This window comes from Acinetobacter sp. BHS4 (assembly GCF_018454425.1).
Classification (GTDB): domain Bacteria; phylum Pseudomonadota; class Gammaproteobacteria; order Pseudomonadales; family Moraxellaceae; genus Acinetobacter; species Acinetobacter pittii.
Map to the genome: position 1 here is coordinate 2,114,242 of NZ_CP075323.1, position 26,666 is coordinate 2,140,907.

Annotated in this window: 24 protein-coding genes; 11 read left to right on the forward strand and 13 right to left on the reverse strand. The window is 38.7% G+C overall.

Going from position 1 to position 26,666, the window contains the following annotated elements; genetic code table 11:
- The first annotated feature begins 3 nt into the window (after nucleotides 1–3).
- The gene (gene dapC, locus KIP84_RS10115) at nucleotides 4–1,173 is read left to right on the forward strand and encodes a succinyldiaminopimelate transaminase (protein WP_025469676.1); all 1,170 of its coding nucleotides are present in this window, start codon (nucleotides 4–6) and stop codon (nucleotides 1,171–1,173) included.
- 53 nt (nucleotides 1,174–1,226) lie between these two features.
- Here dapC and KIP84_RS10120 read toward each other — a convergent pair whose 3' ends face one another.
- The 4 genes from KIP84_RS10120 to msrB all read right to left on the reverse strand — a co-directional run bounded on the left by KIP84_RS10120 (nucleotide 1,227) and on the right by msrB (nucleotide 3,670).
- On the reverse strand, nucleotides 1,227–1,859 hold the full coding sequence (locus KIP84_RS10120) for a LysE family translocator (protein WP_199112372.1): 633 nt from the start codon (nucleotides 1,857–1,859) through the stop codon (nucleotides 1,227–1,229).
- 64 nt (nucleotides 1,860–1,923) lie between these two features.
- Entirely contained in the window at nucleotides 1,924–2,760 is an 837-nt protein-coding gene (locus tag KIP84_RS10125; protein WP_213688391.1) for an AraC family transcriptional regulator, read from the reverse strand.
- A gap of 8 nt (nucleotides 2,761–2,768) precedes the next feature.
- Nucleotides 2,769–3,254: a glutathione peroxidase gene (locus KIP84_RS10130; protein WP_213688392.1), complete on the reverse strand. Its 486-nt coding sequence runs from the start codon at nucleotides 3,252–3,254 to the stop codon at nucleotides 2,769–2,771.
- Entirely contained in the window at nucleotides 3,251–3,670 is a 420-nt protein-coding gene (gene msrB / locus KIP84_RS10135) for a peptide-methionine (R)-S-oxide reductase MsrB (RefSeq protein ID WP_002114184.1), read from the reverse strand. The genes KIP84_RS10130 and msrB overlap by 4 nt, the downstream gene beginning before the upstream one ends.
- Before the next feature lie 238 nt (nucleotides 3,671–3,908).
- Between msrB and KIP84_RS10140 the strand changes: the two genes are divergently transcribed.
- The 8 genes from KIP84_RS10140 to KIP84_RS10175 all read left to right on the forward strand — a co-directional run bounded on the left by KIP84_RS10140 (nucleotide 3,909) and on the right by KIP84_RS10175 (nucleotide 17,447).
- Nucleotides 3,909–5,339: a pyridoxal phosphate-dependent aminotransferase gene (locus KIP84_RS10140; RefSeq protein ID WP_005069706.1), complete on the forward strand. Its 1,431-nt coding sequence runs from the start codon at nucleotides 3,909–3,911 to the stop codon at nucleotides 5,337–5,339.
- Between the two features lie 475 nt (nucleotides 5,340–5,814).
- Nucleotides 5,815–7,122 carry a dicarboxylate/amino acid:cation symporter gene (locus KIP84_RS10145; RefSeq protein WP_174724638.1) on the forward strand — a complete coding sequence of 436 codons (1,308 nt, stop codon included), beginning with the start codon at nucleotides 5,815–5,817 and terminating at the stop codon, nucleotides 7,120–7,122.
- A 670-nt stretch (nucleotides 7,123–7,792) separates the two neighbouring features.
- The gene (locus tag KIP84_RS10150; RefSeq protein WP_014206524.1) at nucleotides 7,793–8,860 is read left to right on the forward strand and encodes a type II asparaginase; all 1,068 of its coding nucleotides are present in this window, start codon (nucleotides 7,793–7,795) and stop codon (nucleotides 8,858–8,860) included.
- Between the two features lie 197 nt (nucleotides 8,861–9,057).
- The gene (dnaE, locus tag KIP84_RS10155) at nucleotides 9,058–12,621 is read left to right on the forward strand and encodes a DNA polymerase III subunit alpha (protein WP_213688393.1); all 3,564 of its coding nucleotides are present in this window, start codon (nucleotides 9,058–9,060) and stop codon (nucleotides 12,619–12,621) included.
- 14 nt (nucleotides 12,622–12,635) lie between these two features.
- A complete protein-coding gene (locus tag KIP84_RS10160) occupies nucleotides 12,636–13,475 on the forward strand; it encodes an RNA methyltransferase (RefSeq protein WP_032006696.1) in 840 nt (279 codons plus the stop codon).
- Nucleotides 13,468–14,280: a serine O-acetyltransferase gene (cysE, locus tag KIP84_RS10165; RefSeq protein WP_017403186.1), complete on the forward strand. Its 813-nt coding sequence runs from the start codon at nucleotides 13,468–13,470 to the stop codon at nucleotides 14,278–14,280. Before KIP84_RS10160 ends, cysE begins: the two co-directional genes overlap by 8 nt.
- A gap of 105 nt (nucleotides 14,281–14,385) precedes the next feature.
- Nucleotides 14,386–15,324, forward strand: a complete 939-nt coding sequence (locus KIP84_RS10170) for a hypothetical protein (protein ID WP_017399898.1) — start codon at nucleotides 14,386–14,388, stop codon at nucleotides 15,322–15,324.
- Nucleotides 15,325–15,440: 116 nt separating this feature from the next.
- Nucleotides 15,441–17,447, forward strand: coding sequence for an alpha/beta fold hydrolase (locus KIP84_RS10175; RefSeq protein WP_101663585.1), 2,007 nt, complete (start codon nucleotides 15,441–15,443; stop codon nucleotides 17,445–17,447).
- A gap of 53 nt (nucleotides 17,448–17,500) precedes the next feature.
- On the opposite strand, the gene ahpF is transcribed toward KIP84_RS10175, so the two are convergent.
- The 3 genes from ahpF to KIP84_RS10190 form a co-directional block, all read right to left on the reverse strand.
- Nucleotides 17,501–19,066 carry an alkyl hydroperoxide reductase subunit F gene (gene ahpF / locus KIP84_RS10180; RefSeq protein ID WP_032055535.1) on the reverse strand — a complete coding sequence of 522 codons (1,566 nt, stop codon included), beginning with the start codon at nucleotides 19,064–19,066 and terminating at the stop codon, nucleotides 17,501–17,503.
- A 175-nt stretch (nucleotides 19,067–19,241) separates the two neighbouring features.
- On the reverse strand, nucleotides 19,242–19,763 hold the full coding sequence (locus tag KIP84_RS10185; protein ID WP_000501457.1) for a chromate transporter: 522 nt from the start codon (nucleotides 19,761–19,763) through the stop codon (nucleotides 19,242–19,244).
- On the reverse strand, nucleotides 19,763–20,323 hold the full coding sequence (locus tag KIP84_RS10190; protein WP_005069729.1) for a chromate transporter: 561 nt from the start codon (nucleotides 20,321–20,323) through the stop codon (nucleotides 19,763–19,765). Before KIP84_RS10190 ends, KIP84_RS10185 begins: the two co-directional genes overlap by 1 nt.
- A gap of 101 nt (nucleotides 20,324–20,424) precedes the next feature.
- Here KIP84_RS10190 and KIP84_RS10195 point away from each other — a divergent pair, with 101 nt between their 5' ends.
- Complete coding sequence (locus KIP84_RS10195; protein ID WP_017386147.1) at nucleotides 20,425–21,327, forward strand: LysR family transcriptional regulator; 903 nt, start codon at nucleotides 20,425–20,427, stop codon at nucleotides 21,325–21,327.
- Between the two features lie 57 nt (nucleotides 21,328–21,384).
- Here the strand turns inward: KIP84_RS10195 and arsH are convergent, their stop codons facing one another.
- The 4 genes from arsH to KIP84_RS10215 are packed head-to-tail and all read right to left on the reverse strand — an operon-like array spanning nucleotide 21,385 to nucleotide 23,949.
- A complete protein-coding gene (gene arsH, locus KIP84_RS10200; RefSeq protein ID WP_213688394.1) occupies nucleotides 21,385–22,098 on the reverse strand; it encodes an arsenical resistance protein ArsH in 714 nt (237 codons plus the stop codon).
- Nucleotides 22,085–23,131: an ACR3 family arsenite efflux transporter gene (gene arsB / locus KIP84_RS10205; RefSeq protein ID WP_213688395.1), complete on the reverse strand. Its 1,047-nt coding sequence runs from the start codon at nucleotides 23,129–23,131 to the stop codon at nucleotides 22,085–22,087. Before arsB ends, arsH begins: the two co-directional genes overlap by 14 nt.
- Nucleotides 23,132–23,141: 10 nt before the next feature.
- Nucleotides 23,142–23,615, reverse strand: coding sequence for an arsenate reductase ArsC (locus KIP84_RS10210; protein ID WP_213688396.1), 474 nt, complete (start codon nucleotides 23,613–23,615; stop codon nucleotides 23,142–23,144).
- Nucleotides 23,616–23,619: 4 nt separating this feature from the next.
- A complete protein-coding gene (locus KIP84_RS10215; RefSeq protein ID WP_005076425.1) occupies nucleotides 23,620–23,949 on the reverse strand; it encodes a metalloregulator ArsR/SmtB family transcription factor in 330 nt (109 codons plus the stop codon).
- An 84-nt stretch (nucleotides 23,950–24,033) separates the two neighbouring features.
- On the opposite strand from KIP84_RS10215, the gene arsC reads away from it, so the two are divergent.
- On the forward strand, nucleotides 24,034–24,462 hold the full coding sequence (arsC, locus tag KIP84_RS10220; protein WP_213688397.1) for an arsenate reductase (glutaredoxin): 429 nt from the start codon (nucleotides 24,034–24,036) through the stop codon (nucleotides 24,460–24,462).
- 69 nt (nucleotides 24,463–24,531) lie between these two features.
- Here arsC and KIP84_RS10225 read toward each other — a convergent pair whose 3' ends face one another.
- Both KIP84_RS10225 and KIP84_RS10230 read right to left on the reverse strand, forming a co-directional pair.
- Complete coding sequence (locus KIP84_RS10225; protein ID WP_000784879.1) at nucleotides 24,532–24,693, reverse strand: DUF1427 family protein; 162 nt, start codon at nucleotides 24,691–24,693, stop codon at nucleotides 24,532–24,534.
- A 56-nt stretch (nucleotides 24,694–24,749) separates the two neighbouring features.
- Nucleotides 24,750–26,624: an amidohydrolase gene (locus tag KIP84_RS10230; RefSeq protein WP_213688398.1), complete on the reverse strand. Its 1,875-nt coding sequence runs from the start codon at nucleotides 26,622–26,624 to the stop codon at nucleotides 24,750–24,752.
- Between the last annotated feature and the right edge of the window lie 42 nt (nucleotides 26,625–26,666).

Genomic DNA, 26,666 nt, shown 5'->3' on the forward strand with positions numbered 1-26,666 from the left:
TTAATGAACTCTAGCTTGTCGTTATTACACCCGTATCCATTTGAAAAGTTAAACCAACTTTTTAAGGATACTACTCCTGCTAACCTTCCCTTGATTCCTCTATCAATTGGCGAACCTAAGCATCCAGCACCAGAGTTTGTTAAACAGGCTATTATTGATAACTTTAACCATTTATCAACTTATCCAAACAGCAAAGGCTTACCTGAGCTTCGCCAAAGCATTGCAGATTGGTTAACTAAGCGCTTTAAACTTAACAGCATTAGCGCTGAAAACCACATCTTGCCCGTCTCTGGTACACGTGAAGGCATTTTCTCTTTTGTACAGGCATTAATTAATCGTGAAGATGCACCTTATGTGGTGATGCCGAACCCGTTTTATCAAATTTATGAAGGTGCAGCTTTACTTGCAGGTGCAAAGCCATACTTCATTAATTGCACGGAAGAAAATGGCTATTTAGGTGATTTTGATGCAGTACCAGCAGAAGTTTGGGAAAAGACAGCCCTACTTTTTGTATGTACACCGGGTAACCCAACAGGTACTGTGCTTTCCAAAGAACAATTTAAAAAGCTAATTGCCTTATCTGATCAATATAATTTCGTTATTGCTTCTGATGAATGCTATTCAGAGCTTTGGTTTGACCAAGCACCTACTGGTCTATTAGAAGTTTGTGCTGAGCTTGGCCGTGATGACTACAAAAACTGTATCGTATTTCATTCACTTTCAAAGCGTTCAAACTTACCGGGTTTGCGCTCAGGTTTTGTAGCGGGTGATGCCGATCTGTTAAAGCCATATTTGCAATACCGCACCTATCACGGCGCTGCAATGCCAGTACAACACCAGCTTGCTTCAATCGCAGCGTGGAACGATGAAAACCATGTTGAAGAAAACCGTAAGCAATATCGTGCAAAGTTTGATTTATTCCAATCTGAGCTAGGTCATCTCCTCCCATTACAAAAACCTGATGCCGGTTTTTATTACTGGTTAAAAGTCGATAATGATGAAACTTTTGCCAAGATGCTGATGGAAAAAGCACACATTAAAGTTTTACCGGGTCGTTACCTATCTCGTGATACCGAACAAGGTAATCCTGGTGCCAACCATGTGCGTATGGCTTTAGTAGCAGATTTGGCACAATGTGAAGAAGTTGTTAAACGTTTAAAAGCGATTCTTTAAACCCAGCAAATTGCATAGCCTTCAGTATTATTTAGAAGGCTATGCAATGCATATTAACTATAGACAACCAATAACACTGCGAAAAAAATGAAAGCCAGACTAGAGCAATAATATATTCCTCTAGCAGAACGTTTAATCTGTGCTAATACCCGCTCTTGACGCAATAAACGAACCAATAATAAATTCCAGCCAAAAACTACTCCTGTCATCCATATACTCATTAGTAATTTTTGAAATAAGCTAAATTCCTGTTGAATAAGTAGCATTAAACTACTATAAAACATAATATTTTTAGGATTAAGAAGACTGGATTGCAAACCCAAAGCTAAGCTTTTAACTTTACTCTTATAACTAGACTCTTGTTCAAACAAACTATTTTCAGCAACTGTAATATTTAAGATTGTTCCTTGAGTGGCTCTAAAACAAAGAAAACTCAAATAAACTAAATATCCAGCCCCCAGCCATTTAAGTACTAAAAGAATCGTTGTGCTTAAATTGCCAAGCACCATAAATCCAAATATACACACCATTAAGATAACAGCATTACCCAAAGTAATTCCCAGAATAACGCCATAGGTATAACGCGCTCCTTTTTGCAAAAGACTGGTCAAAATAAGAAAAAAATCTGGACCTGGAGATAGTAGTGCTAAAAAGTGAGTAAAGGCGATAACCAAAAAAACTTCCATAACGATTTCATCTTTAAAATTGTATGGAGTAGCTTAAAAATAGAGAAAAATAATTTCTTGTAAATTATTGCGCGGCTGCAAGTTGAAACTGTCGAGGAGTAATTCCCGTATGTGCTTTAAAAGCTTTATGAAAATGGCTTTGATCACTAAAGCCTAAATTGACAGCTAGCTCTGCGAGTGAAATCCCTTGCTTTAATTGAGCTCTGGCTTGATTAATCTTTAAATTAATTTGAAATGCATGTGGAGTTAAACCAACATTGGCCTTGAATAAACGAATGATTGCATATCGACTAAGACCAACCTGTTCTGCAAGCTCTTCAAGAGAAATAAATCGTTCTGACGATTTAATAATATGAATTAAGTCCAAAAAATCTTCATACAAATATTCAGTTTTTTGTATTTCTTGTAATACGAAATGAGGGAGTAACAGCTGGGTAAGGCAATAGATCAGCGACTGTTCTTTTTCAATAATTAATTTTTCAGGATCAAATAAAGTTTCATTCATATCAGAAAAAGCCTGATATAAAGTTTCTTCTTTTATTATGAGCGGCTTATGCTGAGGCAGAGGCAAATCGAGACCATGTTCTCGAAATTCTGAATACAGCTGATTTAACCACCTTATGTCCAAATGTAGCATCTGGTAGCTCCAAGCCTGATCTGGCAAAGGGTTACATGAATGCTCAATATGTGCGGGTACGATCACCAAAGTACCAGCATCAATCTTTTGCGGTGTACCAAATGTACTTTGAAAAACGCTATTCCCCTCGTCTATAGCCCCGATAGAAAACGTTGGATGACTATGAGACTTATAACACGTTCGGCTAAAACAGGATCTTCTGGTTTCAACATACGGCATTCGCCCATCTTGCCAAAACTCAAAAGCTTGAGGAATAGCGTTCATTTAAACGATTAACTCGCTAATGCTTTTTCAATATCAGCTTCTAAAGCTTCTGGCTTAGTCGTAGGTGCATAGCGATTTAAAACAGTACCATCTTTGCCTACCAAAAATTTGGTAAAGTTCCATTTAATGCTACTACTACCTAAAATACCTTTAGCTTCACGTGTTAAATATCTAAAAATTACATGGGCTTCCGGACCTTTTACATCAACTTTAGCAAACATGGGAAATTTTACCCCATAGTTACGCTGACAGAAGCTACCAATTTCTTTATTGCTTCCTGGATCTTGCCCACCAAACTGGTTGCAGGGAAAACCTAAAACTTCTAATCCTTGATCTTTATATTTTTCATAAAGTTTTTCGAGGCCAGCAAATTGTGGTGTAAAACCACATTTACTGGCGGTGTTTACAATTAGTAAAACTTTACCTTTGTAATCAGCCAATTGCTTAACTTCACCCTCTAACAGCTCAGCTTCAAACTGATAAATATTACTCATGGATAGGTTTCCTCATCATTTTTTTCTTCTGTTTTCAGTTGTAATGATGCCGAGTTCACACAGTAGCGCAAACCAGTCGGCTGTGGTCCATCTTCAAATACATGCCCTAAATGAGCTTCGCAATCATGACAAACTATTTCAGTTCTGACCATACCATGCGTTAAATCTTCATGTTCATCAATGACAGCACCATTGATCGGACGGAAGAAACTTGGCCAACCGCAACCGCTATCATATTTGGTATCCGATGAGAATAACTCCGCACCGCAGCAACGGCAAACATAGGTACCATGTTGCTTAGTATTCCAGTATTGCCCCGTAAATGCAGGTTCAGTGCCTTTTTGTCGTGTAATCCGATACTCTTCTGGTGATAACTCTCTTTGCCATTCCCGGTCTGTTTTATTGACTTTTCCCATGACATACACCTTTATTCTGAAGTAAACATTTCTAATGATCGAGTTTTATATTTACGCCATTCATCACAAAAACACTAGTCTCTGAACGTAAAATTTGTTGGAATTTAAACATATAAAGAACGAAAAGCAAAAAGTAAGCAAAACACAAAATCAAAAGTAAGCAAATTTATTACTAATCTTCTTTAAAGCAAGCAAACATAGTGCTATTCTAAGTGCGCACGGTTGTATAGGACAGAACATGTCTCAGAAAAAAAGTGTGGTTTTCCAACAACTACTACCAATTATCAAACAATATCAACAATCGGGTTTTACCCATGAAAAAATTGTTGAACTATTGAAAGATCAACATGATCTAAATTTGGTAACAGTTAAAACATTTAAAAGTTATTTATACCGATATGCAAAAGTGAATCCCGTTATGTCTAAAAATACTGCTACCCTCCATTCCATGCCATCTACTCGAGAAATCAAAAAATCATCGAAGCTTGAGCATGTTTGTTATGACATCCGTGGGCCAGTTTTACGAGCCGCCAATGAAATGGAAGAGCAAGGACATAAGATTATCAAGTTGAATATTGGTAACCCAGCTCCTTTTGGATTTGAAGCACCACAAGAAATTATTAATGATGTTGCTTTAAACTTACCAAACGCAATTGGTTATGTTGACTCAAAAGGTATCTTCCCTGCTCGCAAAGCAATTTGTCAGTATTACCAGCAAAAAGGAATTCTCAATATGCATGTCAATGACGTGTATATTGGTAATGGCGTATCTGAGCTTATCGTAATGGCTATGCAAGGCTTATTAGATGACGGAGACGAAATGCTTATTCCAATGCCGGACTATCCGCTTTGGACAGCAGCCGTTAATCTTTCAGGCGGCACAGCAATTCATTATAAATGTGATGAAGAAAATAGCTGGTATCCAGATATTGCTGATATTGAAAGCAAGATTACTCCGAATACTCGCGGTATTGTCATCATTAACCCGAACAATCCTACGGGTTCGGTATATCCACGCCACATTCTTGAACAGATTGTAGCGATTGCAAAAAAATACGATCTAATTTTATTTGCTGATGAAATTTACGACAAAATTATTTATGACGGTATTGAACATGTTTCAGTAGCGTCATTAGCGGGCGACCAGCTTTGTGTATCTTTTAATGGTTTATCAAAAGCTTATCGTATTGCAGGCTTCCGTTCAGGTTGGATGGCAATTACGGGTGATAAAAGCCGTGCTGCCGACTATATTGAAGGATTAGACATGTTGGCGTCAATGCGCCTATGTGCAAACGTTCAAGCTCAATATGCGATTCAAACTGCCCTAGGCGGTTATCAATCAATTAATGACTTGATCCGTCCTGGTGGCCGTTTATATGAACAGCGTAATATTGCTTGGGAAATGCTTAATGAAATTCCAGGTGTAAGTTGTGTAAAACCAGATGGAGCAATGTACTGTTTCCCGCGCCTTGACCCGAACATCTACCCAATTGAAGATGATGAAAAGTTAATGCTTGATTTGCTACGTGCAGAAAAAGTTTTATTGGTACAAGGTACAGGCTTCAACTGGCCAACACCTGATCATTTCCGCGTGGTTTTCTTACCTGCTGAAAATGAATTACGTGAAGCTATTACCCGTCTAGGTCGTTTTTTAGCCAATCGTCGTTAAAAAAATGCATAACAAAAAAGGCATCTCTAAATAGGTGCCTTTTTTATAATTCTATTTTATTCATTTTTATAAAAGAAGAATCTCCCAACCACACAACAACCTTATCTCCACAGAATAAATAATTAAAATTTAAGTAATTTTTATTAAATTTACACTTATTTCAACTATTAAAATTAGTTAATTTTTTGATTTATATATTTTTTACCATACGTTTAAAATCACTTGATTTTTTTAAATCTACTCAAACTATATTATGCAAAAAATGCATGGATCAATATTTTTTTGCATTTCACACCGCATCAAAATCGAGCAACAATCCATCTCCATAACAACATCACCATATTCGATTCGGTTAAAACAGATACAGATCTTGGAAGATAACATCGTTAGAACGACCGAACTGAACTAACAAGGAAAGCTTTCAATCATCCAAATCCCATCAAAGGATGATTGAATCAAATGGATAGAGGTTCATATGAAGCAAAAGAAATTGCTCAAGTATATTGTTGTTGCTATTTTACTTGGCATACTGACAGGTTGGATTTGTCACCACTTCTTTAATGAGGGTGAACAATTGAAGCAAATCGCTTCTTATCTCAACATACCTACAGATATCTTTTTACGCCTTATCAAAATGATTATTGCTCCATTGGTGTTTGCCACTATTGTTTCAGGCATTGTATCAATGGGGAAATCTACATCGATCGGCAGTATCACCCTTAAATCAATGACTTGGTTTATTACTGCTTCGTTCGTATCGCTTGCTATCGGTATGGGTCTGGCAAACTTTTTCCAACCAGGTGCAGCTTTAGATTTAGTATTACCAACTGCGCAACAATTGAGTAGCTCTTCTGCTCCAGCGACTACAGGCTTCACTCTACAATCATTTTTAAGCCATGTTTTCCCACGCAGTATTGCCGAAGCAATGGCAAATAACGATATTTTGCAAGTCCTTGTTTTCTCTATTTTCTTTGGCTCAGCCCTTGCTTTTGTAAATCAAGGCAAAGAAAAAGATTCAGTTATCATTCGTTTGACTGATGAACTCAGCAAAATCATGTTCCGTATTACTGATTACGTCATGATGTTTGCACCTGTTGCAGTATTTGCAGCAATCGCTTCAGCAATTACAGTACAAGGTTTAGGCTTGATTGTTGACTATGGCATTTTAATCGCGGAGTTCTACTTTGGTCTTTTATTACTGTGGATCATCTTATTCTCCGTAGGTGCAATCGTACTTAAAAAAGATATTTTCCGTTTAGGTAAATTAATTCGTGAACCTGTAACGCTTGCTTTTGCTACAGCTTCAAGTGAATCAGCCTACCCTAAAGTAATGGATGCACTAAATAAATTTGGCGTGCCTAAAAAAGTAACGAGCTTTGTATTACCTTTAGGTTATTCATTCAACCTTGATGGTTCAATGATGTACACCACGTTTGCAGTACTCTTTATTGCTCAGGCCTACAATATTGACCTTAGTTTCACTCAACAAATCTTAATTTTGTTAACTCTAATGGTAACAAGTAAAGGTATTGCAGGTGTTTCTCGAGCTTCTATTGTAGTTATTTCAGCGACGCTCACTATGTTCCACTTACCTGAAGCTGGCATCCTTTTATTGCTCGGTATCGATCAGTTCCTTGATATGGGCCGTACCGCAACAAACGTAGTAGGTAACAGTATTGCAACCGCAGTTGTTGCCAAGCTTGAAGGCGATAAAGTGGTTGATACTGAAGAACTACCAGAACCAGTATTAATTAAATCAACTCAAGAACAAACGACCGCTTAAGTTTCTCTTTTCTCCCACTCTCCCAACTTAAGAGCAATTTTATATGACCTTATAAAATTGCTCTTTTTTTATTTTAAAATTATTGGCAGAAATTCACCTATATTTTTATATTAAATAATGACTTTAAACTGCTATTAAATTTTCTTAAATCAAACCTTAAAAATAGAATAAAAATGATTCAAACAAATTTTATATTTTTAAAAATAAATACCAAGTGATTAAATTTTAATTCAATTTACAAAAATTAAATTATATTAAATTAATGGAATTATTTTTCAATTCATACTGAAAAATTTAAAACCATCTTAATATTAAATTATAACAATAAAAATCAATAAGATAAAAATATCAAATGGCAAAAAATTACTCAAACACATCTATTATTTTTTAATTTTATACAGATAAAAAAATCATTTGCTTTATTTATATTAAAAAATAAACAAATCAAGATAAATTAGAAAAACTTAATAGATTTTTTATTTTATTCATGTTATTTATTAGCGCTAAATAAAAGCAATGACTAAGCAATTGTTGATGAAACAAAATGCTATTCAAGGATGCTTCTTATTCAAACAAGTTATGAATATGTTTTACATGGTATGTATTTTGCTTAGGAAAAGCAGTCATATTCAACAAACTTTTACTTCGTCACTTCATAAGGATATTTTCGATGTTGACTAAAACTGTTAAATCTTTAGGTTTAGCGATGGGCTTATTAGCCTGCTCTCTCCCACTTTATGCAAAAAATAATGTTGTTGTAGTTGCGACTGGCGGTACTATCGCTGGTGCTGGCGCAAGCTCGGCAAATAGTGCAACTTATACTGCTGCAAAAGTTCCTGTTGATACGCTAATTAACGCAGTTCCACAAATCAAAGATTTGGCAAATGTAACTGGTATTCAAGCATTACAAATCGCTTCTGAGAGTATTACTGACAAGGAATTATTAGAAATTGCTCGTCAAGTGAATGAGCTTGTTAAAAAGCCATCTGTTAATGGTGTCGTAATTACACACGGTACAGATACTTTAGAAGAAACAGCATTTTTCTTAAATTTGGTTGTTCATACTGATAAACCGATTGTACTTGTTGGCTCAATGCGTCCTTCAACTGCTCTTTCAGCTGATGGTCCACTTAACCTTTATAGTGCAGTTGCTTTAGCAGCTTCTGATGATGCAAAAAATAAAGGCGTTATGGTTCTTATGAACGACTCTATTTTTGCTGCACGTGATGTAACTAAAGGCATTAACATTCATACCAATGCTTTTGTTAGCCAATGGGGCGCTTTAGGTACATTAGTTGAAGGCAAACCATACTGGTTCAGACAATCTGTAAAACGCCATACAAATGCTTCAGAATTTAATATTGAAAATATTAAAGGCGATGCACTTCCAACTGTACAGATCGTTTATGGTTCGGACTCTATGCTTCCAGATGCATATGAAGCGTATGCAAAAGCTGGTGCTAAAGCGATCATTAATGCAGGTACTGGTAACGGTTCTGTACCAAAATATATCGTACCAACCTTACAAAATCTTCACGACAAAAACGGTATTCAAATTATCCGTTCATCACGTGTCGCACAAGGCTTCGTATTACGTGATGCAGAACAACCTGACTCTAAATATGGTTGGGTAGCTGCACATGATTTAAACCCTCAAAAAGCGCGTCTTCTTGCAGCTTTAGCTCTTACTAAGACTAATGACACGAAAGAAATTCAGCGCATGTTCTGGCAGTACTAAGTTTTTCAACCAGCCCAAACACAAAGTTTGGGTTGGTTCTATTTCTTAAAATAAGCTCTTTTATATTAAATCTGTACAATAGATATTCAAATCATTCTTCTTAAATAATAAAATCCTTAACAGTTTGCCAAAATATTAAGCATTTCGTTTTAACTTTGCGTGCTAAACTATGCTGCAGTCGTATTAAGGATTGGTTTATGCAGTTTGTTCATCTCGGTATTTATACAGAATTTTCGATTACAGAGTCGATAGTTCGCATACCTGACTTGGTCAACGCTGCGGTTAAGGACCAAATGCCCGCGCTGGCATTAACCGATCTATCAAACCTTCATGCAGCAGTAAAATTTTATAATTCTTGTTTAAAAAAAGGAATTAAACCGCTTTTAGGTAGCACAATTCGCCTTGACGATGCTCAACATCGTGCAACTTTACTTGCAATGAGTAATGTAGGCTGGAAAAGTCTTACCGAAATCGTTTCACGCGGTTTTATTGAAGGTCAACAACTCAGTATTCCATGTGTAAAAAAAGAATGGGTACTTGAACAGCATCAAGATATTATTGTTTTACTCGGCCAACATAGTGATGTGGGTCAGATGCTTTGCTCATCTAACCCTCAAAAAGCAGCTCCGCTTTTAGAAGCATGGATCGAAAAATTTGGTAACCGTGTTTATCTGGCTTTAACACGCACCGATCGTCCTGGTGAAGAAGACTTTATTCAAGAAGCCGCTAAACTTGCTGCCCAATATAATGTCGGTGTAGTTGCGCATAATGATGTGCACTTTGTAGAAAAGGAAGATTTTGAGGCCCACGAAGCACGTGTTTGTATTGCTGATGGCTATGTATTAGCAGATGACCGTCGTCCACGCTTATATAGTCCTGAGCAACATTTTAAAACCTCCGATGAAATGATTGAGTTGTTTTCAGATATCCCAAGTGCTATCGAAAACACCTATAACATTGCAAAACGCTGTAATGTTAGCTTACAACTAGGCACCTACTTTTTACCTGACTATCCAATTCCAGATGGCTTTACCATCGACACCTACTTTGAGCATTTGTCAAAAATAGGTCTAGAAGAACGTTTAGATTATCTCTACCCTCTCGAAAAACGTGGCGAAGACTGGCCGGAGATTCGTAAGCCTTACGATGAACGAATTGATTACGAAGTTGGTATTATCCTCAAAATGGGATTCCCGGGTTACTTCCTTATCGTCATGGACTTCATTCAGTGGGCAAAAAATAATGGCGTTCCTGTAGGACCTGGTCGTGGTTCAGGTGCGGGTTCACTCGTTGCATATAGCTTAAAAATTACTGACCTTGATCCACTTCGTTACGATCTACTTTTCGAACGTTTCTTAAACCCAGAACGTGTTTCGATGCCCGACTTTGACGTCGACTTCTGTATTGCCGGACGTGACCGCGTTATTGATTATGTTTCCCGTACTTATGGCCGTGAAGCCGTGTCGCAAATTGCAACTTTCGGTACGATGGCGGCAAAAGGTGCAATTCGTGACGTTGCCCGTGTATTGGGTAAGTCTTACGGTTTAGCTGACCGTATCTCAAAAATGGTGCCTACGAAACCACTCGGTGTGGACTTAGCCACTGCTATCGAGATGGAACCTCAGCTTAAAGATATCGTTACCAACCCATCTAACCCAGATAATGATGATGCGAGTGAAATCTGGGAAATGGCATTAAAACTAGAAGGTATCACCCGAAATACTGGTAAACATGCCGGTGGTGTTGTTATTGCACCCGGTAAGATTACCGATTTCTCGGCTGTACTTTGTGATGAAGATGGAACTAGCCGTGTTGCTCAATATGATAAAGACGATGTAGAAGCAGCTGGTCTCGTCAAATTCGACTTCTTGGGTTTACGTAACTTAACCGTTATTGAAGACGCAATTCAAAATATTAATAAAAATCGCGATAGTAATGATCCGCTCATTATTTCGCATGTTCCACTTGATGATGCTAAAGCATACTCTGTCTTTGCCGATGCAAATACAACAGCGGTATTCCAGTTTGAATCCGTCGGCATGAAACGAATGCTCAAAGAAGCACGTCCAAGTAAATTTGAAGAGATTATTGCATTCGTATCATTGTATCGTCCTGGTCCAATGGATCTTATTCCTGACTTTATTCACCGTATGCATGGTGGAGATTTTGAATATCTTCACCCACTTCTTGAAGGTGTATTAGAGCCAACTTACGGGATTATGGTTTACCAAGAACAGGTGATGCAGACAGCACAGATCTGTGCGGGTTATACGCTCGGTGGCGCGGATTTACTACGTCGTGCAATGGGTAAAAAGAAACCTGAGGAGATGGTTAAGCAACGCCAAATCTTCTTGGCAGGTGCTGCTGAAAAAGGAATTGATGAAAGTACAGCCAACCATATCTTTGACTATATGGAAAAGTTCGCAGGCTATGGTTTCAACAAATCTCACGCCGCAGCTTATGCCCTCGTTGCTTACCACACTGCCTGGTTAAAAGCACATTATCCTGCTGAGTTTATGGCAGCAGTAATGTCATCGGAAATGCAGAACACTGACAGTGTTGTATTTTTAATTGATGACTGCCGAAATAATGGCCTAGAAGTTTTACCACCATCAGTCAATATGTCGACTTATCATTTCCATGCGAGCGATGATAAAACTATTGTATATGGTTTAGGTGCAATTAAAGGTGTCGGCGAACAAGCGATGCAGTCAGTTATTGACTCTCGTCGACAATTTGGTCCTTATACAGATTTATTCGATTTTTGCCATCGTATTGATTTGAAGAAAATCAATAAGCGTACTCTTGAAGCTTTAATTCGTGCAGGTGCACTCGATTGCTTGGGAATTGAACGTGCAAGCTTAATGGCACAATTGCCTGAAGCTGTTCAAGCTGCTGAACAAGCGCGCAGTAACCGTGAAAGCGGTATTATGGATTTATTTGGTGAGGTTGAAGAAGTTCAGCGTAAGCCAGCTAAACCTGTTAAACCGTGGAGTGACGAGGTTCGTCTAAAAGGCGAAAAAGACACGCTTGGGTTATATTTAACGGGCCACCCAATTGATGTTTACCGCCAAGAGCTTAAGGCTTTTATTCCGGTAAAACTTAATGAAATTACGGCTACACGTCGTGGTGTTACAACAGTCTATGCGGGTTTAGTCATTGACGTCGCAAACTTTCCAAATCGCGTAGTTATTGTACTAGATGATGGTACAGCTCGTATTGAAGTAAGTTGCAACCATGAACGTTTCCAACGTTTTAAAGATATTATCCAAGTTGAGCGTGTTGTCGTCTTTGAAGGCGAAATTTATGAAAGAGAAGGCTTTGAACGTCCAATGGGCCGTTTAACCAAGGCTTTTACTTTAAATGAAATACGACAAAAACGTGCTAATAGCATTCAGATCAAATTAACAGAAGAGTTTATGCAAGCCACTTTGGCAAAAGATTTACAAAACATAATCTTGCCATTTTGCAATGTAGATATGCATCAACATATCACTTTACAACTCCTGATTGATCAACCTTATGCTCAAGCCGAGCTTCAACTTGGTCCGCAATGGAAAGTTGCTCCTCTCGATGAATTACTTGCTAAACTCAGAGATTATTTTGGTAAAGATAATATTTATATTGAATATCAAGTAAAGTCGAAAGCAGCTAAAGCAGCAGAACCTGCTCGTCCGCAAACCGTTGCTTCCCCTCCCGCGGACATGACTATGGACGATGCATTGGATTTATACCAAAGCGAAGTTTCTCAATATTCGTAATTTCTGGAAATCTTATGAGTTCGTTTGATCACAACACTGTGTCAAAACAATTAGCACAAGTGCGTATTGTCATGGTAAACACTACCTTGCCTGCCAATATTGGCAGTGCTTTACGTGCCATGAAAACAATGGGGCTAATTAAATTAGTTCTTGTTGCACCTAAAACATATCCTCACCCAGACATACAAGCGCTTGCTGCTGGTGCTCAGGATTTATTTGAACATCTTGAGATTGTCGATACTTTAGAAGATGCTATTAAAGATTGCCATTTAGTGTTTGGAACAAGTGCACGTAGCCGCACCATTCCTTGGCCTTTACTTGACGTAAGACCTGCTGCCAAAGAAGCCATTAAAGCCACCTCTCAGGGACAGCAAATTGCGATTGTTTTTGGCCGCGAAGATCGTGGTTTAACTAACGAAGAATTAGCCCTAGCAAATTATCATTTAACAATTCCTGTCAATCCTGACTATGGTGTATTAAATGTTGCGCAAGCAATTCAAGTGGTATGTTACGAGCTTCGCATGTCAGCTCTGGAACAAGAAAACGTGGATCAAGATGCAGATGAAATGCCATTAGTCCAAGGTCAAAGCATGCAATGGGATGAACCATTGGTGACTCAAAAACAAATGGAAGAGTTTTATCCTCATCTAGAGAAAATGCTAACCGAAATTGAATTTTTAGATCCAGATAATCCACGTTTGTTACCTTTACGCTTGCGTCGTTTATTTGGTCGTATACAATTAGATCGTATGGAATATCATTTACTTCGCGGTATTTTTAGTCGTGTACAAGCCCTAACCAGTGGTAAATGGAAAAAAGCATTATCTGACAAGGAGGATCAACCCAATGCTTAAACAGCTGAAAGAAGATATAAAGGCTGTATTTGCGCGAGATCCTGCTGCCCGCAATACACTCGAAGTTCTCACGACCTATCCTGGCATTCATGCGATTATGATGCATCGTGTTGCTCATGAATTATGGCAAAAAGATTGTAAAGGTGCTGCTCGCCTTCTTTCTTCATTTAGTCGTTTTGCAACAGGCATTGAAATTCATCCTGGCGCTAAAATCGGTAAACGTTTTTTTATTGATCACGGTATGGGTGTTGTGATTGGTGAAACTGCTGAAATTGGTGATGATGTTACGCTTTATCATGGTGTGACCCTAGGTGGAACAACATGGAATAAAGGTAAACGCCACCCAACTTTAGAAGATGGCGTTGTTGTTGGTGCGGGTGCAAAAATTTTAGGTCCATTTACAATAGGTAAAGGCGCTAAAGTCGGTTCAAATGCTGTGGTGACTAAAGCTGTTCCTGCTGGCGTGACCGCTGTAGGGAACCCTGCTCGCTATATTTATAAAGATGCACCTGACAAGAATAAAGATGAAGAACGTCGCCGTGATTATGCGCAAAGTATTGGTTTCGCTCCATATGCGACAACTGCTGATCAGTCTGACCCTATATTAGAGGGTATGCGCGTTTTACTTGATCGTATTCAGCATAATGAAACGCGTATGAATAATTTATGCCAACGTTTATCAGAGCTAGACCCGAGCTTCAAAAAAGAAAGTCAGGATGAACAGCCTTTTAGTGATGAAGAACTGAAAATTATTGAAGAAGTTCGTCGTGAATGCGGTGCGCAAGATAAGACATCAAAAACGTAATATTCTTGATTCATAATGTAACACGCTTACCCTTGCATGTCTGTTTAGCTTTTCCTAGACTTACCTGTACCAAATCTGACTTTACTAAAATGAACGGAAGATCCTATGAATTTTAAGCCTTTGGCATATATAATCCTTGCGACCTCAAGTTTAACCGCTTGTACAATGGCACCCGTAAAAGAACAAAAAATTGAGCCTTTTGTTTTCAAGGAACCAGAGCTTACTCCTCCTTTTTATGCGCTAAACCCTTTTAACTATGATCAGCCACCGGCATTTGAAGTTGCATTAAAAGACGCTGCTGCACAGCCTGTAACCAAAATGGTCGTTAATCGTCAAGATGATCCAACCAAACAGCTTACTCTCGACGTCAATAAACTGATCGTTCCGACTGTCAATAATTCACAACGTTCAATGAAATACGCAGTTTTAGCCGGTGAAAATGAAATTGACGTGACTACTATTGATGACTTCTTACAGTTAGTGGAAGGTAAAGCACGTCACTACCCACCTCGCTTTACTGACCGTCAAGAACGTAAAGGCTTTGAAAGTAAACTTAAAGAAGTAACACAACAACTTGATACACTTGCTGCAAATCCAAATGCATCATTTGATATTTTAATTCGTGCTTTTAAAGCAAGTGTTCTTGCACGTAACCTTGATTTAGGTACTGTTCATACCACTAAATCTTTAGAATATGCTCAAAGACTTTTAAAAATTAATCCAGATGATGCGGAAACAAATTTCTGGTTCGGTTTTGGTTTATCTGAAGGTGGCGGTCAACGTGAAGCGATTCCATACTTAGACAAAGCCATTAAAGGTAATGTTCAAGAAGCATATTTAGCTGCTGCAAATAACTATATTGCAATGGAGCAAAAGAAAAACGCGATCCAGACGCTAAAGAACTATAAAGTTAAATATCCAGATGAAGCGGAAATTGCTGACCGTTTAATTCAAGAAATTGAAAAACAAGGTCGTTGGAACGTATGGCAAGTTTTAACTAACCCAGCAATGTCAGCAACTACTCCTGCTGCACCTAAAAAATAAGCTTAATTCTATAAAAAAGGGCTGTTTTGACAGCCCTTTTTTATATTTGATCATTTGAAAAATATTTTAAAATTTGTATGATCTACCTACCATTGAGCCACTATATTTTGACCATAATGTTTTCAATAAAAAGAAGCAAAACACTGTTGACGGTCATACTACTCGGTTCAATTCTGAGTGGTTGTCAGGTCGTAAATGTTAAACAGCAAGCTTTGAATGTAACGATTGCAAATGAACGTAATAGTATTCTTACCCAAGATAAACTTAGCGAAGCGAGTCTGAATGTTTTATCAATGTCTGGTCAGGAAGCTAAAGTTTGTACAGATACACCTGAAACCTGTGTAAATCAACTCAAAAACCTTCCTCAAATTTTAGATGAACAGTTCTTATCAGCAGCAAGCGAAATGTATCTCGCAAAAGCAATGGCTTTATCAGATACATCTGACTGTAAAGTAAGTAGATTTACTAAACATAAATCTGAAGAAGAACAAAAGAATATTCTGAATAGATATGATGATTGCTTAGACCAGCAATTGAGCCTATTAGATAAAAGTATTCGTTATAGCTATGCCTATCTATTTTCAACAAAACGTAAGCCTAATGACCGTATTTTTGATAATAGACAAGTTCAAATTCGCGATTTCTATAATCAAGCAATCGCCAAAATGGTCGGTGTTTACGACTTAAGACATCCAAAGAAAAATGTTGTTGAACCACAAATTCATATTGGTAAGAGTATTTATTCAATCGATTTTGAATTTCATAAACAATTAACGGGTCAAAAACTAGAAAAATTAATTTCAAGTTATAACCTGAATTTTTCTGGCTTAAGAACCATTAACCGCCGCGATGGTTTTGGCTCCGAATTTGTGGCTGTTTTTCCGAGTTCAGGAAATGAAGATATTAATGAATATATCCTAGACCCACTTAAATATAATTATAAAAATGGTGTTAATCCAAATATTCATAATGCACGCTACTTAGCTGCGACTATTGTAGCTGAACCCAAACACGCGACCACTGTCGAAGAAATTATTAATAATCCAGAATTCGTGATTCGAGTTTATGACCCATATCGAACAGATAATATTAATGTAGCAGGCAAACAATATCCTCTAGCAGCTAACTTTTCAGCACCTTATGGCCTATGGTTAGCCGAAAACAATTTAGGGGTTGCAGCTTATTTAACTCTGATTGACCGCGATCAGCATTTAACTATGCCGCATTTATATATGCTTGAACCGTATAATCCGAACAAAAAAATTATCGTGTTGGTACATGGTTTAGCAAGTAGCCCCGAGGCATGGATTGCACTGACCAATGATGTTATGGGCGATACGGTTTTAAGAGACAATTACCAAGTTTGGCAGGTTTTCTATTCGACCAACATGCCAATTTTGGAAAGTCGTTTTCAGATTTATGCACTCTTGAAACAAGCTTTTGGTTCATTAAACCCAAGTGACCCTGCCGCGCATGATGCAGTCCTTGTTGGACATAGTATGGGAGGTATTATCAGCCGTTTACTGGTCAGTGATGGAGATATTACTAAACCTGCCTTAGATTTGATGACGATTCGTCAGCAAAACCGCTTTAAAAAACATCCAATGGTTACTGAACGATTGCAAATGCATTCAATCAATAATTTTGATCGTGCAATTTTCTTGGCTTCTCCTCATCGAGGTACAGATTATGCAGATCGTTGGTTTACCTTGGCAGCACGTAAAATTATTCGTTTACCCGGTGCATTCTTGTCAGCTGTAGCGACTTCACTGACAACTGAAAATTTAGATGTTAAAGATTTCTTGAGTAATATTGATAATGGTTTGATTCAAAATGGACCAAGTGATCTAAGTCATCAATCTAAATTTATGGAGCTGACTAAAAATATTAACCCACACCAAGGATTAGTTTTCCATTCAATAATGGGAAATATTACCAAGAGTGATGATCCTAATGTGATTACCGATGGCATCGTTCCGTACAAAAGTGCTCACTTAGATGGAGCAAAGTCTGAGAAGGTTCTTCCAGGTGGCCATTCAATTCAACTGACACCACAAGCTGTATTAGAGTTACGTCGTATTTTACGAGAGCATTTAGTCGAACACGGTTTATATAAACCATAAAAAGAAAAAGAGCCAAAGGATATCCTTTGGCTCTTTCGTTTTGGACTTAAATTTTACTGCCCAGAACGGATGATGTAATCAAACGCAGAGAGCGATGCTTTAGCACCTTCACCTGTAGCAATAATGATTTGCTTGTAAGGTACAGTCGTACAGTCACCTGCAGCAAATACACCTTGCACATTGGTTTCGTTGCGGTCATTCACAATGATCTCGCCACGGTTGGTTAACTCAACTTCACTGTCTTTCAAGAAGTCAGTGTTTGGCAGTAAACCAATCTGTACAAAGATCCCTGCAAGCTCGACTACATGCTCTTCATCAGTCGCACGGTCTTTATATTTAAGGCCAGTCACTTGTGAACCATCACCTAATACTTCGGTACTTAAGGCATTCATAATCACCGTTGTGTTTGGCAAGCTATGCAATTTGTTTTGCAAGACTTGGTCTGCACGAAGTTTGGTATCGAATTCAACCAGAGTGACATGCTCAACAATCCCTGCAAGGTCAATTGCTGCTTCAACACCTGAGTTACCGCCACCAATCACCGCAACACGTTTGCCTTTGAACAATGGACCATCACAGTGTGGGCAGTAGGCAACACCACGGGTACGGTATTCTTGCTCACCCGGTACATTCATTTCTCTCCAACGTGCACCTGTAGAAAGGATCACAGTTTTCGATTCAAGTTTTGCACCGTTTTCAAGTTCAACTTCAACCAAGCCATTTTCAGTTTGGTTTGCACCCGTGATTTTGCTGACACGTTGCAGGTTCATGATATCGACATCATATTCACGGACATGTGCTTCCATCTCGGCAGCAAACTTAGGACCTTGAGTCTTTTGCACAGAAGTGAAGTTTTCAATATCCATGGTGTCCATGACCTGACCACCAAAGCGTTCAGCGACGATACCCGTGTTAATGCCTTTACGTGCAGCATAGATTGCAGCTGTTGCACCTGCAGGACCACCACCAATCACCAATACATCAAAAGCATCTTTGGCATTGAGTGCTGCTGCATCTTTTTCAGCTGAGTTGGTATCAAGTTTTGCCACAATCTCTTCAAGGGTCATACGACCTTGACCAATGTGCTCGTTGTCTTGGAATACCATCGGTACAGCCATGATTTTGCGTTGTTCCACTTCGTCTTGGAAGAATGAACCATCAATCATGGTTGCCGTGGTGTTCGGGTTGTAAATCGCGATCAGGTTAAGTGCCTGTACTACATCCGGACAGTTATGACAACTTAAGGATACAAACACATCGAAGTTTGCTTTAAGGTTTAAACCTTTAATTTGATTTAAAACTTCATCCGACACTTTAGGTGCATAGCCAGAGACCTGCAACAGTGCCAAGATCAAAGACGTAAACTCATGACCCATTGGTAAGCCTGCAAAGAACACACGAGGCTGTTCACCTGCTTTAGCCACACCAAAGCTTGGACGACGTGTATTATTACCGTCAAAACGGGCTGTTACCTTGTCAGAAAGCTCAGCGATTTCACTTACCAACTCTTTAATTTGAGCTGCTTTGTCTGATTCATCTAAAGCAGCAACTAATTCGATTGGACTTTCTAGACGTTCTAAGTAAGCTTTTAATTGAGTTTTAATGTTTTGATCTAACATCTGTTTTTTCTCCAATGCATCCAAATTCTTTCAATAGATGCATAGTACGTGAAAACATAAAATAGGTAAAACAGTATGTTTTTATATATTTGATCGGTTTTTTAGATTCAATTATTTACTTCATTAAAAAAAACCAACCTGAACTCATCCAGCGCAGGTCGGCAAACTGGTTAAACTAGAGTAAGACCACACCAAATACAGCCCCAGCAATCAAGACATGTAAAGGATGAACCTTTTTAATTAAAGATAATAAAGTCGCAATGACTACCATAATAATGAGTAACGTATTTATTGCCGCTGCCTCAGAAATAATCCAAGCACTAGCAAGTACAGTTCCCACAGTGACAGGTTGTAAAGCAAGCTGTAAAACACGTCTCCATTTTTTATCTTTAAATTTTGACCAGCCTCTCATCACAAATACAGTAATAAGAGATGAAGGTAAAAATTTAGCGGTAGACGTTACAAGTAGACCTGACAACCCTGCTACATGCCATCCCACCAACGGTACAATCATCATGTTCGGACCGGGTGCAGCTTGGGCCATGGCGAACAATGCACTGAATTCTTGTGCCGTCATCCAGTGATGAATATCAACTACTTGGCGTTGCATCTCAGGCAAAATCGTATTTCCACCACCAAATGCAATAAGAGACAATTGAGTAAAAATGATCGCTAAAGTAAGTAGAACTGCACCCATTACACACGTCTCCAAATGATTGCCGAGTAAAATGCCAACAAAATCAGCATAGTCACTAGTAAAGAGATTTTTAGAAAAGCAATACTGATAATTGCAGCAACCACTACGCAAATCGCTAATGGATTACGTAACAATGGCTTAAGCATTTTTAAACCTGTTGCAACTAGTAGCCCAGCCGCAGCAGCAGCTAAACCTTCAAAAAGATGCTTAACCATTAAATTATCTTGGAACTGCTCATAAACATAATGTAAAAGTACAACAATTATCGTAGGTGCAAGGATCAGACCAATGAGTGAGCTCACTGCCCCACGAACACCGCGAAACTCCATGCCAATCGCAACCGATAAATTAATAATATTGCCGCCCGGTAAAAATTGACACAGACCAAGTAACTCAGTGAATTTTTCAGGGCTTAACCAATGCCTTTGCTCTACAATAACTTTACGGGCTAAAGGCAGCACGCCACCGAATCCAATTAAACCTAATGTTAAAAAACCTAAAAATAACTCTGTGCAGGTCGGGACACTCTCCTTCTGCACAGCAATCTCAACATGGTTCATTTTCGTTACTTTTCACTTTATCTGACCAAGATAGAATGATACTTTTGTGATATATCTACAAATGCTTTTATTTTCATTAACCATACCATAAAGGTATTCCTATGCTCGATTTACATAAGCTCCATGCCTTTGTTGTGGTAATTGAAGAAAGGAATATTACGCATGCCGCAAACCGATTGTTTATTCAACAACCGCCTCTAACGCGTTTACTTAAAAAACTCGAAGAAGAACTTGGTACACAATTACTTATTCGCCAGCCTCGAGGAATTGAACCAACTGAGGCTGGTTTAGCCTTATTTAAAGAAGCACAACTTTTATTAGAACATGCCAGACATATTCCAAAATTAGTCCAAGATGTTAGCCAAGGTAAAACTGGACAACTCAATATTGGTTTTACAAGTTCCGCAGGTTTACACCCGCTTATTTCACTCGTATTGCGGTCATATCGAGAAATATATCCAAAAGTACAAACCAAACTTGAAGAAGCAGGCAGCCAAAAACAATTAGATCGACTAATCTCAGAGAAACTTGATATCGCTTTTTTAAGAGCACCAATCAGCCGTGATATTGGGTTAAAACATCACCATATATTAGATGAGCCAATGATGGTGGCATTGCCTATAGGCCATTCACTTACACAAAAAGAAAAAATTAGTTCAAATGACTTATCAAATGAAAATTTTGTTTTATACCGTCGTTCTTCAGGACAAGGTTTATATGACAATATTTTATATAGTTGCTACCAAGCAGGTTTTAGTCCACGCATTATTCAAGAAGCGCCTCGACCTACCGCTACATTAAATTTAGTCGCTGCTGGAATTGGTATAACGATTGTGCCGGCCTCAATGCATAATTTTTGGGAACATGAAATTGTATATCGCGAGTTTGATGATTCAATAAAACTAAACGCGCCTATTTACCTGATTACACGAGAAAATGAGAGTTCAGCCAAAGTTTCAAACTTTATTGAACTATTGCAAAAACTTTTGCCCACAATGGCCTGAATGTAAAAGCTAAACAATAAAAAGTGCCCCGAGTGGAGCACTTTTTTATAAAACTGTTTATTTTTGATTTACTCGTTTTGCCAGCTCTTCTGCCGACTCTTTACGCTCAGAGTAGCGATCTGTCAGGTATTGTTTTTGCCCACGTGTTAATAAAGTGAACTTATACAACTCCTCCATAACATCAACGATTCGGTCATAGTAAGAGGATGGTTTCATACTGCCATCTTCTTCAAACTCTAAAAAGGCTTTAGCAACTGAAGACTGATTTGGGATGGTAATCATGCGCATCCAACGGCCTAAAATACGCATTTGATTGACCGCATTAAACGACTGCGAACCACCACTAACTTGCATGACTGCTAAGGTTTTACCTTGAGTTGCACGAATTGCTCCGGCTGCCAAAGGAATCCAGTCAATCTGGGCTTTTAAAATTGAACTCATCGCGCCATGACGTTCGGGTGAACACCACACCATACCTTCTGCCCAAGCCAAAAGCGCATGTAATTCTTGAACTTTCGGATGATCTGTTTCTGCATCCTCAGGTAAAGGTAAACCTTTAGGATGAAAGATTTTGACTTCAGCACCTAAGTATTCAAGAATTTGCCCAGCAGTCAGCACAGCAAAACGACTATAAGAACGTTCGCGATTAGAACCATATAGCAATAAAATGCGAGGTGGATGCTCAAGCTGCTGCGCTTGCACTTGCTCAAATGTAGGTTTATCTAAAAGATCTAACGCTACATTTGATAAATCATTATTAAGACTGTTCATCTGAGAAATACTTTTTCTTTAACCAAAGAGAAACGGTAACGAGTGAAATTAAAACGGGTACTTCAACCAATGGTCCTATCACTGTGGTAAATGCCACAGGTGATGCCAAACCAAATGTTGCAATGGCAACCGCTAAAGCTAACTCAAAATTGTTACCAGCCGCAGTAAACGAAATAGCAGTGGTACGTGGATAGTTATTCCCCATACGTTTACTCATAAAGAAGCTAATAAAGAACATCACCACAAAGTAAATCGTGAGTGGAATAGCAATACGCAATACATCTAAAGGCAAGCTCACTACATCACCACCTTTTAGGCTAAACATCGCCACGATGGTAAAAAGTAAAGCAATTAAACTAATTGGGCTGATTTTTGGTAAAAATTTAGTTTGATACCATTCCAACCCTTTCGACTTGACTAAAATCAAACGCGTCAAGAACCCCATTAAGAATGGAATACCTAAGTACACCAAAACCGCATGTGTGATAGTCCAAAAATTCACATCAATGACTTGCCCTGCCACACCAAAATACGGAGGTAAGAAGGTTAAGAAAAGCCAGGCGTAGGTACTAAAGAACAAAATTTGGAAAATACTGTTAAAGGCAACCAAAGCTGCAACGTATTGGTTATCACCACAAGCTAGACCATTCCACACCAAAACCATTGCAATACAACGTGCCAAACCAATCAAAATCAGGCCTGTCATGTATTCCGGATAACTATGCAAGAAAACTATCGCAAGTAGGAACATTAAAACTGGAGCAATAATCCAGTTCTGTACCAACGATAAAGTTAAGGTTTTCTTATCTTTAAATACTTCTGGTAACGTAGCATAATCAACCTTTGCTAAAGGTGGATACATCATCAAAATTAAGCCGATTGCGATCGGAATATTAACGTTATCTACACTTAATTCATTTAAAGACACAGATGCCTGAGGAAAGAAAACTCCAATCGCTAAGCCTAAAGCCATGGCAATAAAAATCCATAGCGTCAGGTTACGGTCTAAAAAAGAAAGCTTTTGCTTAGTCATCTCGGCTCTCTTACTCAATATGAGAGATTTTATTAATCTCAGCAATCAAATGTGAACGGTTTAAGTTCGCAACATCAAGTACAAACAAAGCATCTAAACGACGATTAATATGAGCTACAGTCTCTTGGAATGCTTTAAGCTTTTCTTCTTTCGGCAAGTCTAAGTGAGATGGGTCACTTAAACCCCAATGTGCTTTGATTGCACCACCTAAATATAGTGGGCATGCTTCTTGCGCAGCGGAGTCACAGACTGTAATAACAACATCTGGTTGATATTGTTCACAGTCATCAATCGTTTTACTCCATAACCCATCTGTTGAAAGACCTAAGTTTTCAAGAGTTTCAATCGTTAATGGATGTACCTGTCCTGATGGTTTACTCCCAGCGCTATACGCTTTCCAGCCTTCTGGTGCACAACTGTTAAATAAAACTTCTGACAAAATGCTACGGCAACTGTTTCCAGTACATAAAAATAAGAATTTCATGGTCTTACTCACAATAGGTAGAAATAGAAGAAAACTGTGAAGATGATTGATTCACTAAATTTTCATCTTGGTTTGCTATAGTTTTCAAAACTTCAACAGCCCAATTGGGTAAATCTGGATTGACGCTGTAATACACCCATTGTCCCTGTCGTGCATCAAGTAAAATGCCATGAGTTCGTAACAAAGCTAAGTGTCTGGAGATTTTCGGTTGGCTCAACTCAAGCTGTTCTGTTAGCTCACAAACACAAATATTTTGTTTGTTTAGAACTAATTTAAGAATGTTTAACCGAGTTTGGTCAGATAGACATTTAAAGAAATCGACTTGGTTGATCATATCTTCAGCAGAATATATTCGTTATTGCAAATATACGGATATCCATATATAAATGCAATATCTTAATTTGACAATAAATTTACCATGACTGAGCTAGTGAAGATTTACCATAACCCTGCTTGCGGAACCTCGCGCAATACATTGGCGCTTATTCGTCATGCAGGAATTGAACCTATCGTTATTGAATATTTGCAAACACCACCAAGTAAAGATGAGCTAATCCAACTCATTAAGAATTCAAACTTAACTGTACGTGAAGCAATTCGTAAAAATGTTGATCCATATAAAGAGTTAGAGTTGGAACAAGGCCATTGGACCGATGAACAGTTAATTGATTTTATGGTTCAGTACCCAATTTTAATTAATCGCCCATTTGTGGTTACACCAAAAGGCACGCGACTTTGCCGCCCTTCTGAGATTGTATTGGATATTTTAGATACACAAAACTTAAGCTATTTTGCAAAAGAAGATGGCGAAGTAATCATTGATGAACAAGGCCGCCGTATAAAGTAATTGAAGATATTTATTAATATAAAAAGCTAAATGGCATGGCACCATTTAGCTTTTTCTGAATGAAACGGATTAAAAATAGGATTTAATAAAAGGAAGCAGTTGCTCTCCTATTACCATGCCTAATAAACCTACTAATGCAACAAGAGGTGGAGCTGGTGACTTAACATTTAAAACATAATATAAGACACCAACAAGCAACCCTACAGCCAAAGATAACAAGTACATTTTCATCGTACATACCTTAGAGAATCAAGCCATTTAATCAGCAGGTTCCCATACTGTTTTATTTAAAATGCAAAACACGAGCACCCAAGTGCGCCCCAGAAAGATTTTTTGTCCTTATCATTTACAGGCACGTCAAGCATCCAAGCGTGGCTGTGTCCATGCATGCCACAGCTGCTAGCACATGCACACAATGCACTTTGTGACTGTAATGATTGATTGGAAGGAGCATTACGGTTTTCAGATAAACGCCACTGACCACCGAAGCGTTTTACCGGCGACCATGTTGGAGATGCTGGCGGTAACGGCGGATCGTCGTGCTTAAACTCTGCCCCTGCGTACACCACTTTGCCACCTAAAACAGTAAGTACAGATTCAATCCACTGGATATCTTCTGCTTCAACTTTAAAGTAGTCATCAGATAATACGACCAAATCAGCAAGCTCTCCTGCTGTTAGTGAACCTTTGACATCTTTTTCACCTGAGAACCAAGCTGAACCTTTAGTCCAGAGTTTGAGTGCTGTTTGACGGTCTAATAGATTTTTTTCATCATAGAGAGGTAAACCGCCGACTGTTTTACCAGTACTTAGCCAATACAAACACACCCAAGGGTTATAAGAAGCAACACGAGTCGCATCTGTCCCCGCACCCACAGGAACACCAAGTTCTAACATTTTCTTGACTGGTGGCGTTGCCTGAGCGGCTTCGGCACCATAGCGTTTTACGAAAATCTCACCTTGATATGCCATACGGTGTTGAATGGCAATACCACCACCCAACGCGCCAATACGTTCAATATTACGCTCAGATACAGTTTCGGCATGGTCAATAATAAATCGTGTCGCAAATGGCTGTTTTGAATTTACTTTTTCAAATACATTCAGTAAGCGATTAATACTTTCATCATAAGTTGCATGAATACGGAATGGCCATTTCTTTTCAGCCAAGTGCTCTACAATAGCTTCGAGTTCACCTTCCATTTTTTCTGGTAAATCTGGACGTGGTTCATAGAAGTCCTCAAAGTCCCCCGCTGACCAAGTCAGGTTCTCACCTGCTCCATTCATTCTAAATAGCTCATCACCATCGCCCGGAAATGTCATTTCTGTCCAGCGACGATAATCATCAAGTTCTTGGCCTGCCTTCTGAGCAAATAGGTTATAAGCAATACGTACGGTCATTTGATTTTGATCGTGTAATTGCTTAATCACATCATAATCTTCAGGGTAGTTTTGACCACCACCGCCTGCATCAATTGCTGAAGTAATACCTAATCGGTTCAACTCACGCATGAAATGACGAGTTGAATTGACTTGGTCTTCAACTGGCAATTTCGGTCCTTTACCTAAGGTCGAATATAAAATCATAGCGGATGGCGTTGCGAGCAACAGTCCTGTTGGCTCACCTTTTTCATTTCGTACAATCTTGCCGCCAGGTGGGTCCGGTGTGTCTTTGTTAAAGCCCAATACATCAAGTGCAGCTCGGTTCAACAAAGCACTGGCATATAGATGTAAAACAAAGACAGGAGTATCTGGTGCAGCTTTATTAATTTCTTCTAAAGTCGGTAAACGCTTTTCGGCAAACTGGAATTCAGTCCATCCGCCTACGACACGAACCCATTGTGGAGCTGGAGTATTGTCTGCTTGTTCTTTGAGTAAGCGTAACGCATCGGCAACAGATGGCACACCTTCCCAGCGCAGCTCCATATTGTAATTTAGGCCACCACGAATAATATGCAAATGACTGTCATTTAGACCCGGTATAACGCGACGACCATTTAAGTCTACAACTTTGCTCGTCGCTGTTGCGAGCTTCATGATCTCTTCATTTGTACCCGTGCGTACGACTTTACCCTCTGCAATCGCAATTGCTTGTACTTCTGGATTTTTTGGATCTAAAGTTGTGATTTTACCGTTTTTGAGTATGAGATTTATTTCGGTCATTCTGAACTCCATTCTTGTGAATTATCGTTCTAAAAAATAAAG

Excerpts from the sequence above, each read along its gene's own strand:
- dapC (WP_025469676.1), top strand. The coding sequence starts at position 4 with ATGAACTCTAGCTTGTCGTTATTACACCCGTATCCATTTGAAAAGTTA.
- KIP84_RS10120 (WP_199112372.1), bottom strand. The coding sequence starts at position 1,859 with ATGGAAGTTTTTTTGGTTATCGCCTTTACTCACTTTTTAGCACTACTA.
- KIP84_RS10125 (WP_213688391.1), bottom strand. The coding sequence starts at position 2,760 with ATGAACGCTATTCCTCAAGCTTTTGAGTTTTGGCAAGATGGGCGAATG.
- KIP84_RS10130 (WP_213688392.1), bottom strand. The coding sequence starts at position 3,254 with ATGAGTAATATTTATCAGTTTGAAGCTGAGCTGTTAGAGGGTGAAGTT.
- msrB (WP_002114184.1), bottom strand. The coding sequence starts at position 3,670 with ATGGGAAAAGTCAATAAAACAGACCGGGAATGGCAAAGAGAGTTATCA.
- KIP84_RS10140 (WP_005069706.1), top strand. The coding sequence starts at position 3,909 with ATGTCTCAGAAAAAAAGTGTGGTTTTCCAACAACTACTACCAATTATC.
- KIP84_RS10145 (WP_174724638.1), top strand. The coding sequence starts at position 5,815 with ATGAAGCAAAAGAAATTGCTCAAGTATATTGTTGTTGCTATTTTACTT.
- KIP84_RS10150 (WP_014206524.1), top strand. The coding sequence starts at position 7,793 with ATGTTGACTAAAACTGTTAAATCTTTAGGTTTAGCGATGGGCTTATTA.
- dnaE (WP_213688393.1), top strand. The coding sequence starts at position 9,058 with ATGCAGTTTGTTCATCTCGGTATTTATACAGAATTTTCGATTACAGAG.
- KIP84_RS10160 (WP_032006696.1), top strand. The coding sequence starts at position 12,636 with ATGAGTTCGTTTGATCACAACACTGTGTCAAAACAATTAGCACAAGTG.
- cysE (WP_017403186.1), top strand. The coding sequence starts at position 13,468 with ATGCTTAAACAGCTGAAAGAAGATATAAAGGCTGTATTTGCGCGAGAT.
- KIP84_RS10170 (WP_017399898.1), top strand. The coding sequence starts at position 14,386 with ATGAATTTTAAGCCTTTGGCATATATAATCCTTGCGACCTCAAGTTTA.
- KIP84_RS10175 (WP_101663585.1), top strand. The coding sequence starts at position 15,441 with ATGTTTTCAATAAAAAGAAGCAAAACACTGTTGACGGTCATACTACTC.
- ahpF (WP_032055535.1), bottom strand. The coding sequence starts at position 19,066 with ATGTTAGATCAAAACATTAAAACTCAATTAAAAGCTTACTTAGAACGT.
- KIP84_RS10185 (WP_000501457.1), bottom strand. The coding sequence starts at position 19,763 with ATGGGTGCAGTTCTACTTACTTTAGCGATCATTTTTACTCAATTGTCT.
- KIP84_RS10190 (WP_005069729.1), bottom strand. The coding sequence starts at position 20,323 with ATGAACCATGTTGAGATTGCTGTGCAGAAGGAGAGTGTCCCGACCTGC.
- KIP84_RS10195 (WP_017386147.1), top strand. The coding sequence starts at position 20,425 with ATGCTCGATTTACATAAGCTCCATGCCTTTGTTGTGGTAATTGAAGAA.
- arsH (WP_213688394.1), bottom strand. The coding sequence starts at position 22,098 with ATGAACAGTCTTAATAATGATTTATCAAATGTAGCGTTAGATCTTTTA.
- arsB (WP_213688395.1), bottom strand. The coding sequence starts at position 23,131 with ATGACTAAGCAAAAGCTTTCTTTTTTAGACCGTAACCTGACGCTATGG.
- KIP84_RS10210 (WP_213688396.1), bottom strand. The coding sequence starts at position 23,615 with ATGAAATTCTTATTTTTATGTACTGGAAACAGTTGCCGTAGCATTTTG.
- KIP84_RS10215 (WP_005076425.1), bottom strand. The coding sequence starts at position 23,949 with ATGATCAACCAAGTCGATTTCTTTAAATGTCTATCTGACCAAACTCGG.
- arsC (WP_213688397.1), top strand. The coding sequence starts at position 24,034 with ATGACTGAGCTAGTGAAGATTTACCATAACCCTGCTTGCGGAACCTCG.
- KIP84_RS10225 (WP_000784879.1), bottom strand. The coding sequence starts at position 24,693 with ATGAAAATGTACTTGTTATCTTTGGCTGTAGGGTTGCTTGTTGGTGTC.
- KIP84_RS10230 (WP_213688398.1), bottom strand. The coding sequence starts at position 26,624 with ATGACCGAAATAAATCTCATACTCAAAAACGGTAAAATCACAACTTTA.